Source organism: Pseudomonas sp. FG98, assembly GCF_057808595.1.
Genome location: NZ_JBMDIJ010000012.1, coordinates 1 through 18,297, shown reverse-complemented (window position 1 = coordinate 18,297; position 18,297 = coordinate 1). Strand labels below are relative to the sequence as shown.

General features: G+C 62.7%; 15 protein-coding genes. 11 read left to right on the top strand and 4 right to left on the bottom strand.

The genetic code is table 11. The features are described 5' to 3' along the window. Positions 1-377 precede the first annotated feature (377 nt). Complete coding sequence (gene uraH, locus ACODSK_RS10805; RefSeq protein WP_489015877.1) at positions 378-731, bottom strand: hydroxyisourate hydrolase; 354 nt, start codon at positions 729-731, stop codon at positions 378-380. A gap of 390 nt (positions 732-1,121) precedes the next feature. Here uraH and puuE point away from each other — a divergent pair, with 390 nt between their 5' ends. The 8 genes from puuE (at position 1,122) to ACODSK_RS10765 (ending at position 10,231) form a co-directional block, all read left to right on the top strand. Further along, positions 1,122-2,051 (top strand): allantoinase PuuE, encoded by a 930-nt coding sequence (puuE, locus tag ACODSK_RS10800; protein ID WP_489015876.1) that lies wholly within the window; start codon positions 1,122-1,124, stop codon positions 2,049-2,051. Continuing rightward, on the top strand, positions 2,048-2,563 hold the full coding sequence (gene uraD / locus ACODSK_RS10795) for a 2-oxo-4-hydroxy-4-carboxy-5-ureidoimidazoline decarboxylase (protein WP_489015874.1): 516 nt from the start codon (positions 2,048-2,050) through the stop codon (positions 2,561-2,563). The genes puuE and uraD overlap by 4 nt, the downstream gene beginning before the upstream one ends. Before the next feature lie 68 nt (positions 2,564-2,631). Beyond that, complete coding sequence (locus ACODSK_RS10790) at positions 2,632-3,135, top strand: ureidoglycolate lyase (protein WP_042123240.1); 504 nt, start codon at positions 2,632-2,634, stop codon at positions 3,133-3,135. 48 nt (positions 3,136-3,183) lie between these two features. After that, positions 3,184-4,551 (top strand): urate hydroxylase PuuD, encoded by a 1,368-nt coding sequence (locus tag ACODSK_RS10785; protein WP_489015873.1) that lies wholly within the window; start codon positions 3,184-3,186, stop codon positions 4,549-4,551. A gap of 127 nt (positions 4,552-4,678) precedes the next feature. Next, positions 4,679-6,034, top strand: coding sequence for a nucleobase:cation symporter-2 family protein (locus ACODSK_RS10780; RefSeq protein ID WP_489015871.1), 1,356 nt, complete (start codon positions 4,679-4,681; stop codon positions 6,032-6,034). Between the two features lie 136 nt (positions 6,035-6,170). Next, entirely contained in the window at positions 6,171-6,959 is a 789-nt protein-coding gene (locus tag ACODSK_RS10775) for an outer membrane protein OmpK (protein ID WP_489015870.1), read from the top strand. Between the two features lie 349 nt (positions 6,960-7,308). Beyond that, positions 7,309-8,079, top strand: coding sequence for an outer membrane protein OmpK (locus ACODSK_RS10770; protein ID WP_489015869.1), 771 nt, complete (start codon positions 7,309-7,311; stop codon positions 8,077-8,079). 205 nt (positions 8,080-8,284) lie between these two features. Continuing rightward, a complete protein-coding gene (locus ACODSK_RS10765; protein ID WP_489015868.1) occupies positions 8,285-10,231 on the top strand; it encodes an LTA synthase family protein in 1,947 nt (648 codons plus the stop codon). A 30-nt stretch (positions 10,232-10,261) separates the two neighbouring features. On the opposite strand, the gene ACODSK_RS10760 is transcribed toward ACODSK_RS10765, so the two are convergent. Further along, entirely contained in the window at positions 10,262-13,090 is a 2,829-nt protein-coding gene (locus tag ACODSK_RS10760; RefSeq protein WP_489015867.1) for an RHS repeat-associated core domain-containing protein, read from the bottom strand. A 77-nt stretch (positions 13,091-13,167) separates the two neighbouring features. Beyond that, complete coding sequence (locus ACODSK_RS10755; protein WP_489015865.1) at positions 13,168-14,076, bottom strand: DUF808 domain-containing protein; 909 nt, start codon at positions 14,074-14,076, stop codon at positions 13,168-13,170. Between the two features lie 188 nt (positions 14,077-14,264). Here ACODSK_RS10755 and ACODSK_RS10750 point away from each other — a divergent pair, with 188 nt between their 5' ends. Continuing rightward, complete coding sequence (locus ACODSK_RS10750; RefSeq protein ID WP_489015863.1) at positions 14,265-14,873, top strand: TetR/AcrR family transcriptional regulator; 609 nt, start codon at positions 14,265-14,267, stop codon at positions 14,871-14,873. A 137-nt stretch (positions 14,874-15,010) separates the two neighbouring features. On the opposite strand, the gene ACODSK_RS10745 is transcribed toward ACODSK_RS10750, so the two are convergent. Beyond that, on the bottom strand, positions 15,011-15,451 hold the full coding sequence (locus ACODSK_RS10745) for a GlcG/HbpS family heme-binding protein (protein WP_009397627.1): 441 nt from the start codon (positions 15,449-15,451) through the stop codon (positions 15,011-15,013). A gap of 256 nt (positions 15,452-15,707) precedes the next feature. Between ACODSK_RS10745 and gcl the strand changes: the two genes are divergently transcribed. Next, the gene (gene gcl, locus ACODSK_RS10740) at positions 15,708-17,483 is read left to right on the top strand and encodes a glyoxylate carboligase (RefSeq protein WP_489015862.1); all 1,776 of its coding nucleotides are present in this window, start codon (positions 15,708-15,710) and stop codon (positions 17,481-17,483) included. A gap of 57 nt (positions 17,484-17,540) precedes the next feature. After that, the coding region (gene hyi / locus ACODSK_RS10735) for a hydroxypyruvate isomerase (RefSeq protein WP_489015861.1) at positions 17,541-18,297 on the top strand (757 nt) is incomplete at its 3' end.

Below are 18,297 nucleotides of genomic sequence, written 5' to 3'. Positions count from 1 at the left end.
GCTTTTTTGTGGGTGATGGATCAAGGATTTGCATTGAATGTGGCTTCATCGTCGGCAAGCCGACTCCCACAGGGTTTTGGGCCAGCCACAGCATCTGTGCTCGACGCGGACTTTGTGGGAGCTGGCCTTGCCAGCGATGAGGCCGGCAAGAACAAACCAGACCAGCAAGATTGATGTCGAGGCTGATGGCCTCATCGTCGGCAACGCCGACTCCCACAGGGTTTTGGGCCAGCCACAACACCTGTGCTCGACGCGGACTCTGTGGGAGCTGGCTTGCCAGCGGTGAGGCCCGAAAGAACTGCACAAAAACAGCAGACGAAAAAAAGCCCGCCAGTGTGAGCGGGCCAAAGACCTACGAAGATTCTTCTAGCGACCAACTAGCTTCCGCGATAGGTCGAGTAACTGTAAGGAGAGATCAGCAGCGGCACGTGGTAGTGATCCTGCTTGTCGTTGATGCCGAAACGCAGCACCACCACGTCAAGGAACGCCGGCTCGGGCAGTTGCACGCCGCGAGCGCGGTAGTAGTCGCCGGCGCTGAATTGCAGTTGATACACACCGCTGCGGTAGTCGTCGCCTTGCAGCAGCGGCGAGTCGACACGGCCGTCGCTGTTGGTCAGCGCGGTGGTCACCAGTTCCAGTTGCTGGCCTTCGACGCGGTACAGCTCGACCTTGATCGAGCTGCCAGGGCAGCCATGTGCGGCATCCAGTACATGCGTGGTCAAACGTCCCATTGCTTGCTCGCCTCTTGTTCACTCTCTGTGGGCAAAATTTACCCGCCTGCACCGAAGAGAAACACGGCAGCGGGCGGCCGTGGAAGCATTAAGACACTTTCTTGAAAAATTGTACACAATTTTTCTGGCAATTTTCCCATTCAGCGCTACACGCACCTGTGAATAGGCCATTAGTCGCAAAGCCATGGCCTATAAAGACGTCGGCGTCATTAGCTGACCAATCAGGCAGGTTTCTTGCTAGTCATATAAAGAGCGGCACGACGAAGAAATGGGAAAAAACAGGCTTACAAATCGTAAATAAAGTTGTATACAATCACTCCATCGTCGTGGCCCAACGCAAACCTGCGCACGCCACCACCTCCGATTTCACGTACAAGAAGGAAGATTGCAGTGAGCGCTGATTACCCTCGCGACCTGATCGGTTATGGCAATACCCCTCCCCACCCGCAATGGCCGGGGAATGCGCGCGTCGCGTTGTCTTTCGTGCTCAATTACGAAGAAGGTGGCGAGCGCAACATCCTCCACGGTGACAAGGAATCCGAAGCCTTCCTGTCCGAGATGGTCGCTGCCCAGCCGCTGCAGGGCGCACGCAACATGAGCATGGAATCGCTCTATGAATACGGCAGCCGCGCCGGGGTCTGGCGCCTGCTCAAGCTGTTCAAGGACAGCGGCGTACCGCTGACCATCTTCGCCGTGGCCATGGCCGCCCAGCGCCATCCGGACGTGATCCGCGCCATGGTCGAAGCCGGCCACGAGATCTGCAGCCACGGCTACCGCTGGATCGACTACCAGAACATGGACGAGGCCCAGGAGCGCGAGCACATGCTCGAAGCCATCCGCATCCTCACCGAACTGACCGGCGAACGCCCAGTGGGCTGGTACACCGGCCGCACCGGCCCGAACACCCGGCGCCTGGTGATGGAGGAAGGCGGCTTCCTCTACGACAGCGACACCTACGACGACGACCTGCCCTACTGGGAGCCGAACAACCCGACCGGCAAGCCGCACCTGGTGATCCCCTACACCCTGGACACCAACGACATGCGCTTCACCCAGGTCCAGGGCTTCAACTGCGGCGAGCAGTTCTTCCAGTACCTGAAGGACGCCTTCGACGTGCTCTACGAAGAAGGAGCGACCGCGCCGAAGATGCTCTCCATCGGCCTGCACTGCCGCCTGGTCGGCCGTCCGGCACGCCTGGCCTCGCTCAAGCGCTTCATCGATTACGCCAAGAGCCATGACCAGGTCTGGTTTGCCCGTCGCGTGGACATCGCCCGCCACTGGCACGCCACCCACCCTTTCCAAGCCGAGATTTCGCAATGACCGCTTTCAAAACCCTGACCCCGTCGTCCCTGGACCGTGCCGCGTTCGTCGAGGCGTTCGCCGACATCTACGAGCACTCCCCATGGGTGGCCGAGAAGGCCTACGACCTGGGCCAACTGGGTGAGCTGGACCAGATCGAGAACCTGCACCAGCGCATGAGCGACATCCTCCTCAGCGCCGATCACGCCGCCCAGCTGGCACTGATCAACGCTCACCCGGACCTCGCCGGCAAGGCCGCGATCCAGGGCGAGCTGACCGAATCGAGCACCAACGAGCAGGCCGGCGCCGGCATTCACCAGTGCACCGCCGAAGAGTTCGCCCGCTTCACCGAACTCAACGACGCCTACAAGGCCAAGTTCAAGTTCCCGTTCATCATGGCGGTCAAGGGCAGCAACCGGCACCAGATCCTCGCCTCCTTCGAAACCCGCATCCACAACGATGCCGATGCCGAGTTCAAGGAAGCCCTGGCGCAGATCAACCTGATCGCCCTGTTCCGCCTGCTGCAACTGTAAGACCCGCGCCGGCCCGGCCGGCGCCCACAGCCTGACGACATAAAACACAGAATTCAGAGAAAAAAAGCATGCGTACTCTAGTGATCGAGCCCCTGACCAAAGAAGCCTTCGCCCAGTTCGGTGACGTGATCGAAACCGACGGCAGCGACCACTTCATGATCAACAACGGCTCGACCATGCGCTTCCACAAGCTGGCGACGGTGGAAACCGCCCAGCCGGAAGACAAGGCGATCATCAGCATCTTCCGCGCCGACGCGCTGGACATGCCGCTGACCGTGCGCATGCTGGAACGCCATCCGCTGGGCAGCCAGGCCTTCATTCCGCTGCTCGGCAACCCCTTTCTGATCGTGGTCGCGCCAGTTGGCGATGCACCTGTATCAGGTCACGTCCGTGCCTTCATGAGCAATGGCAGGCAGGGCGTCAATTACCATCGCGGCGTCTGGCACCACCCGGTGCTGACGATCGAAAAGCGGGATGACTTCCTGGTGGTTGATCGCAGTGGTTCCGGCAACAACTGCGACGAGCATTTCTTTACCGAGGATGAGCAACTGATCCTCAATCCCCACCAATAAGAGAAGGCCGATCACCGTATTTCGGTGACCGGCAAGAGGTACAAGACTGTGGAAGCACATCTGTTGGAATGGCTGAACCTGAGCGTGCGCTGGGTTCACATGATTACCGGCGTGGCCTGGATCGGCGCGTCGTTCTACTTCGTCTGGCTGGAAAACAACCTGAACCGCGCCAACCCGCGGGACGGGCTGTCGGGTGATCTTTGGGCGATCCACGGTGGCGGTATCTACCACCTGGAGAAGTACAAGCTGGCGCCGCCGAAGATGCCGGAGAACCTGCACTGGTTCAAATGGGAAGCCTACTTCACCTGGATGTCCGGGATCGCCCTGCTGTGCCTGGTGTTCTACTGGCAGCCAACCCTGTACCTGCTGAAACCGGGCAGCACCCTGACCGGCTTCGAAGGCGTGACCATCGGTGTCGCTTCGCTGATCGCCGCCTGGTTCATCTACGACTTCCTCTGCGACTCGCCACTGGGCAAGCACCCTGCCCTGCTCGGCCTGGTGCTGTTCATCCTGGTCATCGCCGCCTGCTTCGGCTTCAGCCAGGTATTCAGCGGTCGTGGTGCGTACCTGCACACCGGCGCCATCATCGGCACCATCATGGTCGGTAACGTATTCCGCATCATCATGCCGGCCCAGCGCCAGCTGGTAGCGGCCATCGAAGCCAACACCACCCCTGATCCGGTACTGCCGGCCAAGGGTCTGCTGCGCTCGCGCCACAACAACTACTTCACCCTGCCGGTGCTGTTCATCATGATCAGCAACCACTTCCCGAGCACCTACGGCAGCGAATACAACTGGCTGATCCTGGCCGGTATCGCCATCGCGGCAGTGTTGATCCGTCACTACTTCAACACCCGCCACGACAGCAACAAGTTCGCCTGGGCCCTGCCTGCCGGCGCACTGGCGATGATCTGCCTGGCCTACGTGACCGGTCCGAAACCCGTGTCCACCGCTCCTGAGCAGGCGGCCGCGAAGATCGAGTACCAGCCACTGCCGGAAACCGCACTGGGTGGCAAGACTGCCGCCGAGAAAGCCGAGGAAGAGCAAGCCGCTGCATGGCAGGCCGCCCAGGCCAAGCCAGCCGAACCGGCCGCCCCTGCCGCACCGGCTGCACCCGCCGAGGCCCCGGCCCAGGCTACCGCAGCTGCCACCGGTAGCGGTTTCGAGAAGATCCACAGCGTCATCCAGGAACGTTGCGCCGTGTGCCATTCGGCCAAGCCGACCAGCCCGCTGTTCAGCGCCGCGCCTGCCGGCGTGATGCTCGACACCGCGCAACAGATCCAGGCCATGGCTCCGCGTATCCAGGCCCAGGCCGTCGCCAGCCAGATCATGCCGCTGGGCAACATCACCCAGATGACTGCCGAGGAACGCAAGCTGGTAGGTGACTGGATCGCCAGCGGCGCCAAGGTCAACTGATCCTTCTGCAACACACGCTCTACCGCTGCAAGCTTCACGCGGCGTCCCAGGCGGGAACCACGGACCGAAAGGTCCGCCGCCCGGGCGCTGCGGCTCAAAAAAATAACAACAAAACTCGAGGTGCTGCATGTCCGAGTCTCGCAAGGCGTACATCCCCGTTGCGCCGCCACGACAGCCCCTGCCCCTGCTGCAACTCATCCTCGTGGGTCTGCAACATGTGCTGTTGATGTACGGAGGCGCCATCGCGGTGCCGCTGATCATCGGACAGGCTGCCGGACTCTCCCGAGAAGAAGTCGCTTTCCTGATCAATGCCGACCTGCTGGTCGCTGGTGTCGCCACCATCGTCCAGTCGTTCGGCATTGGTGCTGTCGGCATCCGCATGCCGGTGATGATGGGTGCCAGCTTTGCCGCCGTAGGCAGCATGGTGGCCATGGCCGGCATGCCCGGCGTCGGTCTGCAAGGGATCTTCGGCGCGACCATCGCCGCCGGATTCTTCGGCATGCTGATCGCCCCGTTCATGTCCAAGGTGGTGCGGTTCTTCCCGCCGCTGGTGACCGGCACGGTCATCACTTCCATCGGCCTGTCGCTGTTCCCCGTGGCGGTGAACTGGGCCGGCGGTGGCGCAACAGCCGCGACCTTCGGCTCGCCGATCTACCTGACCGTTGCCGGCCTGGTACTGGCCACCATCCTGCTGGTCAACCGCTTCATGCGCGGTTTCTGGGTCAACGTTTCGGTGCTGATCGGCATGGGCCTGGGCTACATCCTCGCCGGCTCCATCGGCATGGTCGACCTGTCCGGCCTGGACGAGGCGCCCTGGCTGCAGGTGGTCACCCCGCTGCACTTCGGCATGCCGACCTTCAGCCTGGCGCCGATCCTGTCCATGTGCCTGGTGGTGGTGATCATCTTCGTCGAGTCCACCGGCATGTTCCTCGCCCTGGGCAAGGTGACCGACAGGGAGGTCACTCCCGGAATGCTTCGTCGCGGCTTGATGTGCGACGCCGGCGCGTCCTTTGTCGCCGGTTTTTTCAACACCTTCACCCACTCCTCCTTCGCCCAGAACATCGGCCTGGTGCAGATGACCGGCGTGCGTTGCCGCTATGTGACGGTGGTGGCGGGTGGCTTCCTGATTCTGTTGAGTCTGCTGCCGAAAGCGGCCTTCCTGATCGCCTCGATTCCACCGGCGGTACTGGGCGGCGCATCGATCGCCATGTTCGGCATGGTGGCCGCTACCGGGATCAAGATTCTCCAGGAAGCCGACATCAGCGACCGGCGCAACCAGCTGCTGGTGGCAGTGAGCGTCGGCATGGGCCTGATTCCGGTGGTCCGTCCGGAGTTCTTTGCACAAATGCCGCAATGGATGGAACCCATCACCCATAGCGGTATCGCCATGGCAACGGTCAGCGCCCTGGTGCTGAACCTGTTGTTCAACATCCTCGGCGGCGCCGAACGCGCCTCGCACAACGAAGCCGCCGCCCACCATTGAGCCCTTTGGGCGGCGCTTGCCGCCCGGCACTACCCGAGCAATACGCAGTACCGCCGACCCGTGGGAGCGGGTCGGTCGGGGCGCTTCGCGCCGAAGAAAGCGCAACGAACAACAATAATTAGCCGGGAATCACAACATGAAACGCACCACCACTTCCCTTCTCCTGGGCAGCAGCTTGCTGGCGAGTCTTCCAGCGGTAGCGGGGGATCTTCTGCTGTGGCAATCCAACAGCCTCAGCTACCTGTACGGCAAGGACTTCCAGGTGAACCCTGCGATCCAGCAGACCATCACCTTCGAACACGCCAACAAGTGGAAATACGGCGACACCTTCCTGTTCGTCGACAAGATCTTCTACAACGGCCAGGCCGACCGCGGCAAAGGCTACCGGACCTACTACGGCGAGTTCACCGAGCGCTTCTCGTTCGGCAAGATCTTCGACAAGAAGATCGAACTGGGCCCGATCAAGGACGTGCTCCTGGCCGTCAGCTACGAGTCCGGCGAAGGCGACAACGAGGCCTACCTGATCGGCCCCGGCTTCGACCTGGCGATTCCCGGCTTCAACTATTTCACCCTGAACATCTACAACCGCCATACCGAAGGCAGCCGCGCCGGCGACAACGTCTGGCAGATCACCCCGACCTTCTCCTACACCATTCCCGTGGGCTCGTCCGACATCCTCATCGACGGCTACATGGACTGGGTGGTGGACAACGACGAAACCAAGAAACGCGGCACCTACCACGCCAACCTGCAGTTCAACCCGCAGGTCAAGTACGACCTGGGCAAGGCCCTGAAGCTGGGGGCCAAGCAGTTGTACGTGGGTATCGAGTACAGCTACTGGAAAGACAAATACGGCATCGAGAACAGCAATCGTCTCGATACCAACCAGAGCGTGACCAGTGCGTTGATCAAAGTGCACTTCTAAAAACCTGATCTGCGTCAGGTGCTCCCTGGATGGGAGCACTTGAGGGCCAGCGCGCAAGCCAGTAACCTGCGCGCCCCCTCGACCTGGGCGGAGGGATTTCGCCCGCGTTTGCTGACTGTCCGGTCAATCAGGACGGGCGGTTGGCAGGCGCCAGCGCCAACAGTCGTAACCGTTTGAACTGTTCAGAAAGACGTCGAGCAGGATTGCTGCACCCTTCCGGGTAGGTTGGCTCAGCTCTTGCCCTTTTGCTGTGGCCGGTCGCAAAAACCTGACTCGGAAGACAAACCTTTCAACCCGACGACGCCAAACCAAGAGCGTCGCAAACAGAATCAATCAAGGGAGCAACGCGATGCGCTTTACCAACAGCCTGATCCTCGCCGGGGGCCTGCTGGCCGCCAGTTCCGCGATGGCCGACGACCTGCTGCTGTGGCAGAACAACAGCCTGACCTACCTGTACGGCAAGGATTTCGCCGTCAACCCGGAGATCCAGCAGACCTTCACCTTCGAGCACGCCGATGCCTGGAAGTACGGTGACAACTTCCTGTTCATCGACAAGATCTTCTACAACGGCAAAAAGGACGGCAACAACGGCCCGAACACCTACTACGGCGAGTTCAGCCCGCGCCTGTCGTTCGGCAAGATCCTCGGCCAGGACCTGTCGTTCGGTCCGGTCAAGGACGTGCTGCTGGCGATGACCTACGAGTTCGGCGAAGGCGATACCGAGTCGTACCTGATCGGCCCTGGCTTCGACCTGGCCGTTCCGGGCTTCGACTACTTCCAGCTGAACTTCTACCAGCGCCACACCGAAGGCAGCCGCGACGGCGACAACGTCTGGCAGATCACCCCGGTCTGGGCCTACACCATTCCGGTGGGCAAGTCCGACATCCTGATCGACGGCTTCATGGACTGGGTGGTCGACAACGACAAGAGCTACCACGCCAACCTGCACTTCAACCCGCAGGTCAAGTACGACCTGGGCAAGGCGCTGAACTTCGGCGAGAAGCAGCTGTACGTCGGCTTCGAGTACGACTACTGGAGCGACAAGTACGGGATCAAGGACACCCGCTACTTCGACACCAACCAGAACACCGCCAGCTTCCTGGTGAAGGTGCACTTCTAAGAGCGTGACAGGCTACCGGTTCCACCCGGCGGAACCGGTAGCTTCCTGCCAGAGCCCACAAAACACGGACGAAACTTTCATCTTTCGCCCACACCGCATTTACGTTCCCTTCTCTTTTCGCTTGTTAATTTCCCGCGCCAATCTCGCCGCTACCTGAAACCAAGGAATGGCTTCCGGTAATGGATCATCCAAAAGGGAATTAACCATGCGCCTTACACACTTCGCGCCCACGCGCTATCTGTTGCTGCTCACCACCACCTGGCTGGGCATCTTCCTGCTTACCCGCGCCGCCCTGCTGTTCAGCCACCTGGACGAAGCCGGGCACGCCTACTTCGCGGTCTTCGCCGTCGGCCTGCTCAATGACCTGGTGTTCCTCGTCTATACCGCCCTGCCGCTAAGCCTGTTCGTCCTGCTCTGCCCGCGCCGGCTGTGGCAGGCACGGGTAACCCGCTGGCTGCTGGTGGCCATCCTTGCCGTGAGCATCTACCTGATGCTGTTCACCGCCGTGGCCGAGTGGCTGTTCTGGGACGAGTTCGGGGTGCGCTTCAACTTCATCGCCGTGGATTACCTGGTGTATTCCGACGAGGTGCTGAACAACATCCTCGAGTCCTACCCGATCGCCCTGCTGCTGAGCATTCTCGGCCTGCTCACCCTGGCCCTGGTGCTGGCCCTGATCAAACCCCTGCAATGGGTGTTCGAGGCTCCCTACCCGAGCCTGCGTCAGCGCGCCCTGCAAACCGCCGGTATCGCCCTGGTGGCCCTGCTGTGCATCCAGTTCGCCGACCAGGACAGCCTGCGCAGCCAGGGTGGCAACACCTACCAGCGCGAGCTGGCGAGCAATGGCCCGTACCAGTTCTTCGCCGCCTTCCGCAACAACGAACTGGACTACCAGCAGTTCTACAGCACCCTGCCGGAAGCGGTCACCGCCCAGCACATGCGCGATGAACTGAACGAACCCGGGGTGACCTTCATCGGCAAGGAGCCCCTGGATATCCGCCGCACCGTGAGCAACCCGGGCACCCCGCGCACGCCGAACATCGTCCTGGTCACCATCGAGAGCCTCAGCGCCAAGTACCTGGGCAGCAACGGCGACCCGCGCAACCTCAGCCCCAACCTCGACGCACTGCGCAAGCAAAGCCTGTACTTCAACAATTTCTACGCCACCGGCACCCGCACCGACCGCGGCCTGGAAGCCATCACCCTGTCGATCCCGCCAACCCCGGGGCGCTCCATCGTCAAGCGCATCGGCCGCGAAGGCGGCTTCGCCAGCCTCGGCCAGCAACTGAGCGAGGTGGGCTACGACGCGGTATTCGTCTATGGCGGCCGCGGCTACTTCGACAACATGAACGCCTTCTTCAGCGGCAACGGCTACCGCATCGTCGACCAGAGCAGCGTCGACGAGCAGGACATCAGCTTCAAGAACGCCTGGGGCATGTCCGACGAAGACCTGTACAAGCAGGCGATCAGGCTGGCCGACGCCGACCACGCCAACCAGGTGCCGTTCTTCCTGCAGTTGATGACCACCTCCAACCACCGGCCCTACACCTACCCTGACGGGCGTATCGACATTCCATCCGGCAATGGCCGTGACGGCGCGGTGAAATACACCGACTACGCCATCGGCAAGTTCCTTGAGGAAGCACGCAAGAAGCCCTGGTTCGACGACACCCTGTTCATCTTCGTCGCCGACCACACTGCCGGCAGCGCGGGCAAGGAAGACCTGCCGGTGCAGAACTACCAGATCCCGCTGTTCATCTACGCCCCGAAGCTGATCGAGCCCCGCGAGGAAGGCAAGCTGGCCAGCCAGATCGATCTCGCGCCAACCCTCCTCGGCCTGCTCAACATGAGCTACACCTCGACCTTCTACGGGCGCGACCTGCTCAAGGAAGACAACCTGCCGCCACGGGTGCTGATCGGCAACTACCAGCATCTGGGCCTGTTCGATGGCCAGGACCTGGCGATCCTCAGCCCGCGCGGTGGCCTGCGCCTGCACCAGCAGGCCCTGGGGGAAAGCCGCGAGATTCCGGCGGAACCGGAAAACCTGCTGGTTGCCCGGGCCATCGCCTACTACGAGAGCGCCAGCTACGGCTTCAAGCAGCGCTTGCTGGAATGGGTGCCGGAGGCGCAGGCACACACGGCGGCCAATCCCTGAAGCGAGCCGAACGGCCACTCCGGTGGCCGTTCAACCGACGGACAAGCGGCGTCCCGGGCGAACCCCAGTCCAACGGCCCTCGGCATTGATCGACGAGTTGTAGCCGGCGAAGAACAGGCTCGACACATCCCGCGTGTGCAGCTTGCCGGCCGCTGCAACCGGTTGGCGGCTGTAGAATGCCGAGGTCGGCACGCCGTCCTGGTCGCGGCGGATCCGCCCTTCCCCCAGCACCGAGCGAATCATCGACGGCCCGCTCATGTACATGGTCAATTTCCAACGCGAAAACAAGCCACTGCCGGGGGTACTGCGCTTGCCAACCCATCCCGCATCCACGCCGGCGAAGTTCTTGTCCGAGCGGGGTGAATACTCATGCAGCAAGCGGTCCAGCAGCGCGTGTCCGGTAGTCGAACCCGGTACTGCAGCGATCACGCCATTGCTGACCATGTTGCCCTGGGTGTGCACGAAAAAGTCACCGCTGGCTGACGACAAGTCGATCGGTCCGCCCACGGCGATATCGAAATCCATATAGAGGCCGCCGTAAGCGCTGGTGGCCGCCAATCGCCCGATATCGCTCAAGGCTGCCCAGTTGGAGAAAGCCCCCTTGCCCTCCCGCGCATAGAGACTGCTGATCCGGTGTGCCTGCGGATAGCTGGAGGCCAGGTCAGCGAACATTTGCTCCGGCGGCCTGACCGTCATCGAGTCACCATGAGCCCGGGCCAGATAACGTTCCGCCGGTTCCAGGCTGTCTTCCATGGCCAGCAGGGTCGAGGTGTAGTTGCTCGGCCTGGACGTCCAGATATTCACCTGCCAGTCGGGGTTCTGCTCCTTGAACATGAAGGCGTTGTAGAGGTGGGCAGCGGGAATCGCCGATCCCTCCCAGATGTAGTGGGCCAGGTCCGGAATCTGCAGCAGCGCCGGTACGCCAAAGCCGCCGGCTGAATCGCGCAGGGTCATTGGGTTGTTATGCACCATGCGGTACAGGTTAAGCCCGTCTACCTCGCCCAGCGGGTCGCTGCTGGTCCAGCGCGCCAGCCATGGCGCGTAGTAGCGCAGGCCAAAGTAGTACAGGCCGCTGGCATCGAGCTCCTTGCCGCAATAGCGGTGGCGCTTGTCACGGGCCTGCACGGCACTGCGCGCCGCCCACACGGCAGTGCCGCCGAACGGATAGAACACCTCGCGGCTGATCAAGGCGCCCTCCTCGTCCAGTTCCATGGCAATCGATCCCAGGTGATCGCCAAGGCTGTAGCACCATTGCCCGTCCGCTACCCGCAGATGCTCATCCACCCTCAGCACCTGGCGGATTTCCCCGCCCGCGCGGTGGTGCAGCTCCAGCCCCGCCAGGTAACGCACCTCGGCATGCAGGCTGCGGGAGCGCGCCTGGCTCAGCATGACCTTGCGCACCCGGCTGCCATCGGCGGCGTAGATATAGTGCTCGCGATCGTCTTCGCCGGAGCTACGCAGCACCTGGCGCACTTCAGCCAGTCGGTTGCGCGGGTTCCAGCTCATCCCGGCGACACCCTCCAGGCGCAGCAGGTTGCCGCAACCATCATGGGCAGCCGCGATTTCCGCCTCATCAGGCAGGCTGCCATCCGGGCGCTCGGGCAGTGCGCGATTGCTCGTGCTCGCCACCGCCATGCGCAACCCAGCGGCCTGCTCGTGGTGGCGCTGCAGCAGGTTGCCGGCGGCATCGTAGGTAAAGCGTTGCAGGTAATTGACCAGCCGCGTCGGGTCCAGCGGCAGATCGTAGTGCGGCGGCAGTCCAGGTCCATGGGCGGGCTGGTCGACTTCCACGCCACGGGCCTCGATCAGTTGGTAGAGCGAGTCGTAGACCATCACCTGCTGCGCCGCAACCCGCTGGTTGCGGTAGAAGGTGACCGGTTGCGACAGGTCTTCGATGCCCAGCACATTACCGACCCGGTCGTACTCGTAGCGCAGGTCCTGCAACGCCGCCTGCCCTGGCAGCCGCGTCAGCTGACGCTGCAGGCGGCCATCGCGGGGACAGAAGCTGCGCTCGGTGACCACGCCGTTGCCTGCGGTCTCGCTGATCACCCGGCCGTGGGCGTCGTAGCGGAGCGTGTCGCGTACCGTTCGCGGCTGCTCGCTGCCGGACAGTTGCAAGGCCGAGCGACGCAACGCCCCCGCCTGGTCAAGGAACAGGCAGTGACGGTTGCCGAGGGCATCGATACGCAGGACCGGATCGCCGAGCGGGTTGCAGCGGGTCTCGCTGCTGTAGCCCGGGCCCGTTTCGAGCAGGGCATCGCGCGCGGCGGTGTCGGCCGGCCAATCCGGGGCTTGCGGCAACTCCAGGATACGCCGGCGCTGCACCTGTAGCTGGCCGCTGAGTGCATAGGCATCACACAGCAGCGTCCCGGCCGGATCGTCATGGCGCAGCAAGCGCCCGCACTGGTTGCGCAGAGCCTGGTCAGGGCCGGCATACTCCAGGCGCTCGATCACCCGCGAGGGCTCGCCGGACGCCTGCTCATGCAAGACGACGGCGCGCAGTTGCTCGTCGTATTCGGTGTGGAAGAAGGTATCGCGGCTATCCCAGGCCTGGCTGACCGGTCCGGCCTCGGTAAACAGCGCCAGGCGCCAGCCAGCATCGCTGCTATCGCTCAGCACGGCACGCCCGGAAAGCGAATAGCCCGTGGTGCGATTGGGCAGCCCTGCGTTGCTCCAGGCCCGGGGGTCACGGGCGGCAATATCACGGCCGTGCAGGTCGAAGTCATGGCCGGTGATGCGCGCCTCGGCTGGCATCTGCGGGTCAGCGCGGTAGTAGGCCACGCTGCGCAGCACCGCCCCGCGCGCATCGCTGACCGCCAGCAGCGGCGTGTGCTGGTGAAGCTGACGAATCGAAGGCATCCCTGGCGTCCCTCCGGTCTGCAGTGGACGTCAGTATGGGCCTGTGCGCGCGGGTTGAAACCTGACAAAAATACCAGTCAGCCGCGCACGGCCTTGTACAGCTTGCCAACCACGCTGACCACCGCCAGCACCAGCGCACCGGCCACCACACCGAGCACGCCATTGACCAGGGTCGAGGTCAGCGCACCGCCATAGCTGGCGCTGAAACCCTCGACCGCGTGATGCAGCGGCGCGATGCCATGCACGAGGATGCCGCCACCGACCAGAAACATCGCTGCGGTTCCCACCACCGACAGGGTCTTCATCAACCAGGGTGCGGCACGCAGAATGCCCTGGCCGATACGCTTGCCGATACCCTTGGAGGTTTCGCTCAGCCACAGGCCGAGGTCGTCCAGCTTGACGATGCCGGCCACCAGGCCATACACGCCGATGGTCATGACCAGGGCAATGCCGGACAGGACGATGATCTGCTGGGTCAGCGGCGCATCGGCGACGGTGCCGAGGGTGATGGCGATGATCTCTGCGGAGAGGATGAAGTCGGTGCGGATCGCGCCCTTGATCTTGTCCTTCTCGAAGGCCACCAGGTCCACCGCCGGGTTGGCTGCGGCCTCACTCAAGGCGGCATGATCAGCCTGCTTCTGCTCGGCGCCATGCAGGTACTTGTGCGCCAGCTTCTCGAAGCCCTCGAAACACAGGTAGGCGCCGCCGATCATCAGCAGCGGCGTCACCGCCCAGGGAATGAAAGCGCTGATCAGCAAGGCCGCCGGGACCAGGATCAGCTTGTTGACGAACGAGCCCTTGGCCACCGCCCAGACCACGGGAATTTCCCGCTCGGCGCGCACGCCCGAAACCTGCTGCGCGTTGAGCGCCAGGTCGTCACCCAGTACACCGGCGGTTTTCTTGGCCGCCACCTTGGTCATCACGGAAACGTCATCGAGTACTGCGGCAATGTCGTCGATCAGTAAAAGAAGGCTGCTTCCGGCCATGTGTCTCTATCTCGCATAAGGGGTGATTGCAAAAGGATAGCGGGTTGACCTTGGGAATACCTCATTGGTGCCCGCGAGGTTGCGCCCGGGGCCGCTGCCTTGAGCGCCGCGCGAGGCCGGTGCTACCATGCGCCACCGCCTGCCCGGGCCTGCCGCGGGCGGGCCGAGACCAAGGAACAGCGCCAACCATGAGCAGCATTCGCGAGCGCAACAAAGAACTGATCCTGCGCGCGGCCAGTGAAGAATTCGCCGACAAGGGTTTCGCCGCCACCAAGACCAGCGACATCGCGGCCAAGGCGGGGTTGCCCAAGCCCAACGTCTACTACTACTTCAAGTCCAAGGAAAACCTCTACCGCGAGGTGCTTGAAAGCATCATCGAGCCGATCATGCAGGCCTCGACGCCGTTCAATGCCGAAGGTGATCCGGAAGAAGTGCTGAGCGCCTACATCCGCTCCAAGGTGCGTATCTCCCGCGACCTGCCGTTCGCCTCGAAAGTGTTCGCCAGCGAGATCATGCACGGTGCGCCGCACCTGAGTCCGCGCCAGGTCGAGCAACTGAACGTCCAGGCCCGGCACAACATCGCCTGCATCCAGCGCTGGATCGACAAGGGCCAGATCGCCCCGGTCGACCCGCACCACCTGATGTTCAGCATCTGGGCGGCGACCCAGACCTACGCCGATTTCGACTGGCAGATCTCGGTGGTCACCGGCAAGGCGAAGCTGGATGAAAGTGACTACGAAGCGGCGGCGCAAACGATCATCCGCCTGGTTTTGAAAGGGTGCGCGCCGGACAATTGATGCCTGGCGTCAAGGCCTCATCGCTGCGGTTCGGCGCCCCGACAGGCCAGCTCCCACAGGGTGCTATGGAGCACATGAAACCTGTGGGAGCCGGCATTGCCGGCGATGAGGCCAGCAATCACGACACAGCAGTCAGATCAGGCAGCAACCCCCGCATCCGCCCGCAACCCCGCCTCCTCGATGGCACTGATCGCACACTGCTCATCGATATCCGACGTATCCCCACTGATCCCGATCGCCCCTAGCACCACGCCCGCCTCGTTGCGGATCAGCACGCCACCCGGCGCCGGCACCACCGGGCTCTGACCCAGACCATTCAACGCGGCGAAGAACGCCGGCCGCTGCTGCGCATCCAGCGCCAGTAAACGCGAGCCCTTGCCCAGGGCGATCGCTCCCCACGCCTTGCCCATCGCCACCTGCGGACGCAGCAGGCTGGCACCGTCTTCCCGTTGCAAGGCCAGCAGATGGCCGCCGGCGTCCAGCACCACCACGGTCAGCGGCGCGGCGGAGATCTTGCGTCCCGCAGCCAGCGCGCCATTCACCAGGCCGACAGCGACTTTCAAGCTCAATGCGTTCATGAAACGGTCCTCTTGTTGTTATGAAGCCCAGGGGGCAAGTGAAAAATTGATAGGCCAAATAGAACACAATGGCGAATATTTTTGTATACAATAATTTGACCACTGCGACCTTATGCCACGGCAACCCTTTATCTACGGCATTTCGACGAAAGCGCAGGCCGTCGATGAAAATGGATTGACCAGAGCCGTATACCGTGAATACACTCTGGCAAAAGCAGTTTTGTATACAATTACAACATCAATGAGGCACAAAGCCATGAGCAAAATGAGAGCAATCGATGCAGCCGTTCTGGTGATGCGCCGCGAAGGTGTGGAAACCGCGTTTGGCATTCCTGGTGCAGCGATCAACCCGCTGTACTCGGCCCTGAAGAAAGTCGGCGGTATCGATCACGTCCTCGCTCGCCACGTTGAAGGCGCCTCGCACATGGCCGAGGGTTACACCCGCACCAAGGCCGGCAATATCGGCGTGTGCATCGGTACCTCCGGCCCTGCCGGCACCGACATGGTCACCGGTCTGTACAGCGCCTCCGCCGACTCCATCCCGATCCTCTGCATCACCGGCCAGGCCCCTCGCGCCCGCCTGCACAAGGAAGACTTCCAGGCCGTCGACATCACCAGCATCGTCAAGCCGGTGACCAAGTGGGCGACCACCGTTCTGGAACCGGGCCAGGTGCCTTACGCCTTCCAGAAAGCCTTCTATGAAATGCGCACCGGCCGCCCAGGACCGGTACTGATCGACCTGCCGTTCGATGTGCAGATGGCCGAGATCGAGTTCGATATCGACGCCTACGAACCACTGCCAGTGACCAAGCCAGCCGCGACCCGCAAACAGGCGGAAAAGGCCCTGGCCCTGCTCAATGACGCCGAGCGTCCGCTGCTGGTGGCCGGTGGCGGCATCATCAACGCCGACGCCAGCGACAAGCTGGTCGAGTTCGCCGAACTGACCGGCGTGCCAGTGATCCCGACCCTGATGGGCTGGGGCACCATCCCTGACGACCACGCGCAAATGGTCGGTATGGTCGGCCTGCAGACTTCGCACCGCTACGGCAACGCCACCCTGCTCAAATCCGACCTGGTGTTCGGTATCGGCAACCGCTGGGCCAACCGCCACACCGGTTCGGTCGACGTCTACACCGAAGGCCGCAAGTTCATCCACGTCGATATCGAACCGACCCAGATCGGCCGTGTGTTCACCCCGGACCTGGGCATCGTCTCCGACGCCGGTGCCGCCCTGGACGTGTTCCTCGAAGTGGCCCGCGAGTGGAAAACCGCCGGCAAGCTGAAGTGCCGCGGCGAATGGCTGAAAGACTGCCAGGCGCGCAAGTCGAGCCTGCAACGCAAGACCAACTTCGACAACGTGCCGGTCAAGCCGCAGCGCGTGTACCAGGAAATGAACGAGGTGTTCGGCAAGGACACCACCTACGTCAGCACCATCGGTCTGTCGCAGATCGCCGGCGCGCAGTTCCTCCACGTCTACCAGCCACGTCACTGGATCAACTGCGGCCAGGCCGGCCCGCTGGGCTGGACCATTCCGGCTGCGCTGGGCGTGGTCAAGGCCGACCCGAGCCGCAAGGTGGTGGCACTGTCCGGCGACTATGACTTCCAGTTCATGATCGAAGAACTGGCAGTGGGCGCGCAGTTCAACCTGCCGTACGTCCACGTGCTGGTGAACAACGCCTACCTGGGTCTGATCCGCCAGGCGCAGCGTGGTTTCGAGATGGATTACTGTGTACAACTGGCGTTCGAGAACATCAACGCTCCGGACGTCAACGGTTACGGCGTCGATCACGTTGCCGTGGTCGAAGGCCTGGGTTGCAAGGCCCTGCGCGTGTTCAAGCCGGAAGAAATCGCCCCTGCCCTGGTCAAGGCGCAGAAGCTGGCCGAAGAGCACCGCGTGCCGGTGGTGGTCGAGGTGATTCTCGAGCGCGTCACCAACATTTCCATGGGTACCGAAATCAACGCGGTCAACGAATTCGAAGACCTGGCCCTGGTCGGCAACGACGCGCCGACCGCGATTTCGCTGCTCGACTGATCGTCTGTGCGGCCCCGCCCTTCGCGGTGCGGGGCCCAACCCAGCAAGGAGACTTCCATGCCACGCTTTGCCGCCAACCTGTCCATGCTGTTCACCGAACAGGACTTCCTGGCCCGTTTCAAGGCTGCCGCCGACGCTGGCTTCAGCGGTGTCGAATACCTCTTCCCGTACGACTACCCTGCGGCCGAGATCAAGCAGCTGCTCGACGCCCATGGCCTGACCCAGGTGCTGTTCAACCTGCCGGCCGGCGACTGGGCCAAGGGTGACCGCGGCATCGCCTGCGACCCGGCCCGCATCGAGGAATTCCGTACCGGCGTCGACCTCGCCATTGCCTATGCCAAGGTGCTCGGCAACACCCAGGTCAACGCCCTGGCCGGTATCCGCCCGCAAGGCCCGGACTGCGCCACCGTACGCAAGACCTTCGTGGAAAACCTGCGCTACGCCGCCGACAAGCTGAAAGCCGCCGGGATCAAGCTGGTCATGGAAATGATCAACACCCGCGACATCCCCGGCTTCTACCTGAACACCACCCAACAGGCCCTGGAAATCCAGGCCGAGGTGGGCAGCGACAACCTGTTCCTGCAGTACGACATCTACCACATGCAGATCATGGAAGGTGACCTGGCGCGGACCGTGGAAGCCAACCTGGCGAAGATCAACCACATCCAGCTGGCCGACAACCCGGGCCGTCACGAGCCGGGCACCGGCGAGATCAACTACCGCTTCCTGTTCGAACACCTGGACCGTATCGGCTACCAAGGCTGGGTGGGTGCGGAGTACAAGCCCAAGACCACCACCGAGGAAGGTCTGGGCT

Excerpts from the sequence above, each read along its gene's own strand:
- uraH (WP_489015877.1), bottom strand. The coding sequence starts at position 731 with ATGGGACGTTTGACCACGCATGTACTGGATGCCGCACATGGCTGCCCT.
- uraD (WP_489015874.1), top strand. The coding sequence starts at position 2,048 with ATGACCGCTTTCAAAACCCTGACCCCGTCGTCCCTGGACCGTGCCGCG.
- ACODSK_RS10790 (WP_042123240.1), top strand. The coding sequence starts at position 2,632 with ATGCGTACTCTAGTGATCGAGCCCCTGACCAAAGAAGCCTTCGCCCAG.
- ACODSK_RS10780 (WP_489015871.1), top strand. The coding sequence starts at position 4,679 with ATGTCCGAGTCTCGCAAGGCGTACATCCCCGTTGCGCCGCCACGACAG.
- ACODSK_RS10775 (WP_489015870.1), top strand. The coding sequence starts at position 6,171 with ATGAAACGCACCACCACTTCCCTTCTCCTGGGCAGCAGCTTGCTGGCG.
- ACODSK_RS10770 (WP_489015869.1), top strand. The coding sequence starts at position 7,309 with ATGCGCTTTACCAACAGCCTGATCCTCGCCGGGGGCCTGCTGGCCGCC.
- ACODSK_RS10765 (WP_489015868.1), top strand. The coding sequence starts at position 8,285 with ATGCGCCTTACACACTTCGCGCCCACGCGCTATCTGTTGCTGCTCACC.
- ACODSK_RS10760 (WP_489015867.1), bottom strand. The coding sequence starts at position 13,090 with ATGCCTTCGATTCGTCAGCTTCACCAGCACACGCCGCTGCTGGCGGTC.
- ACODSK_RS10755 (WP_489015865.1), bottom strand. The coding sequence starts at position 14,076 with ATGGCCGGAAGCAGCCTTCTTTTACTGATCGACGACATTGCCGCAGTA.
- ACODSK_RS10750 (WP_489015863.1), top strand. The coding sequence starts at position 14,265 with ATGAGCAGCATTCGCGAGCGCAACAAAGAACTGATCCTGCGCGCGGCC.
- ACODSK_RS10745 (WP_009397627.1), bottom strand. The coding sequence starts at position 15,451 with ATGAACGCATTGAGCTTGAAAGTCGCTGTCGGCCTGGTGAATGGCGCG.
- gcl (WP_489015862.1), top strand. The coding sequence starts at position 15,708 with ATGAGCAAAATGAGAGCAATCGATGCAGCCGTTCTGGTGATGCGCCGC.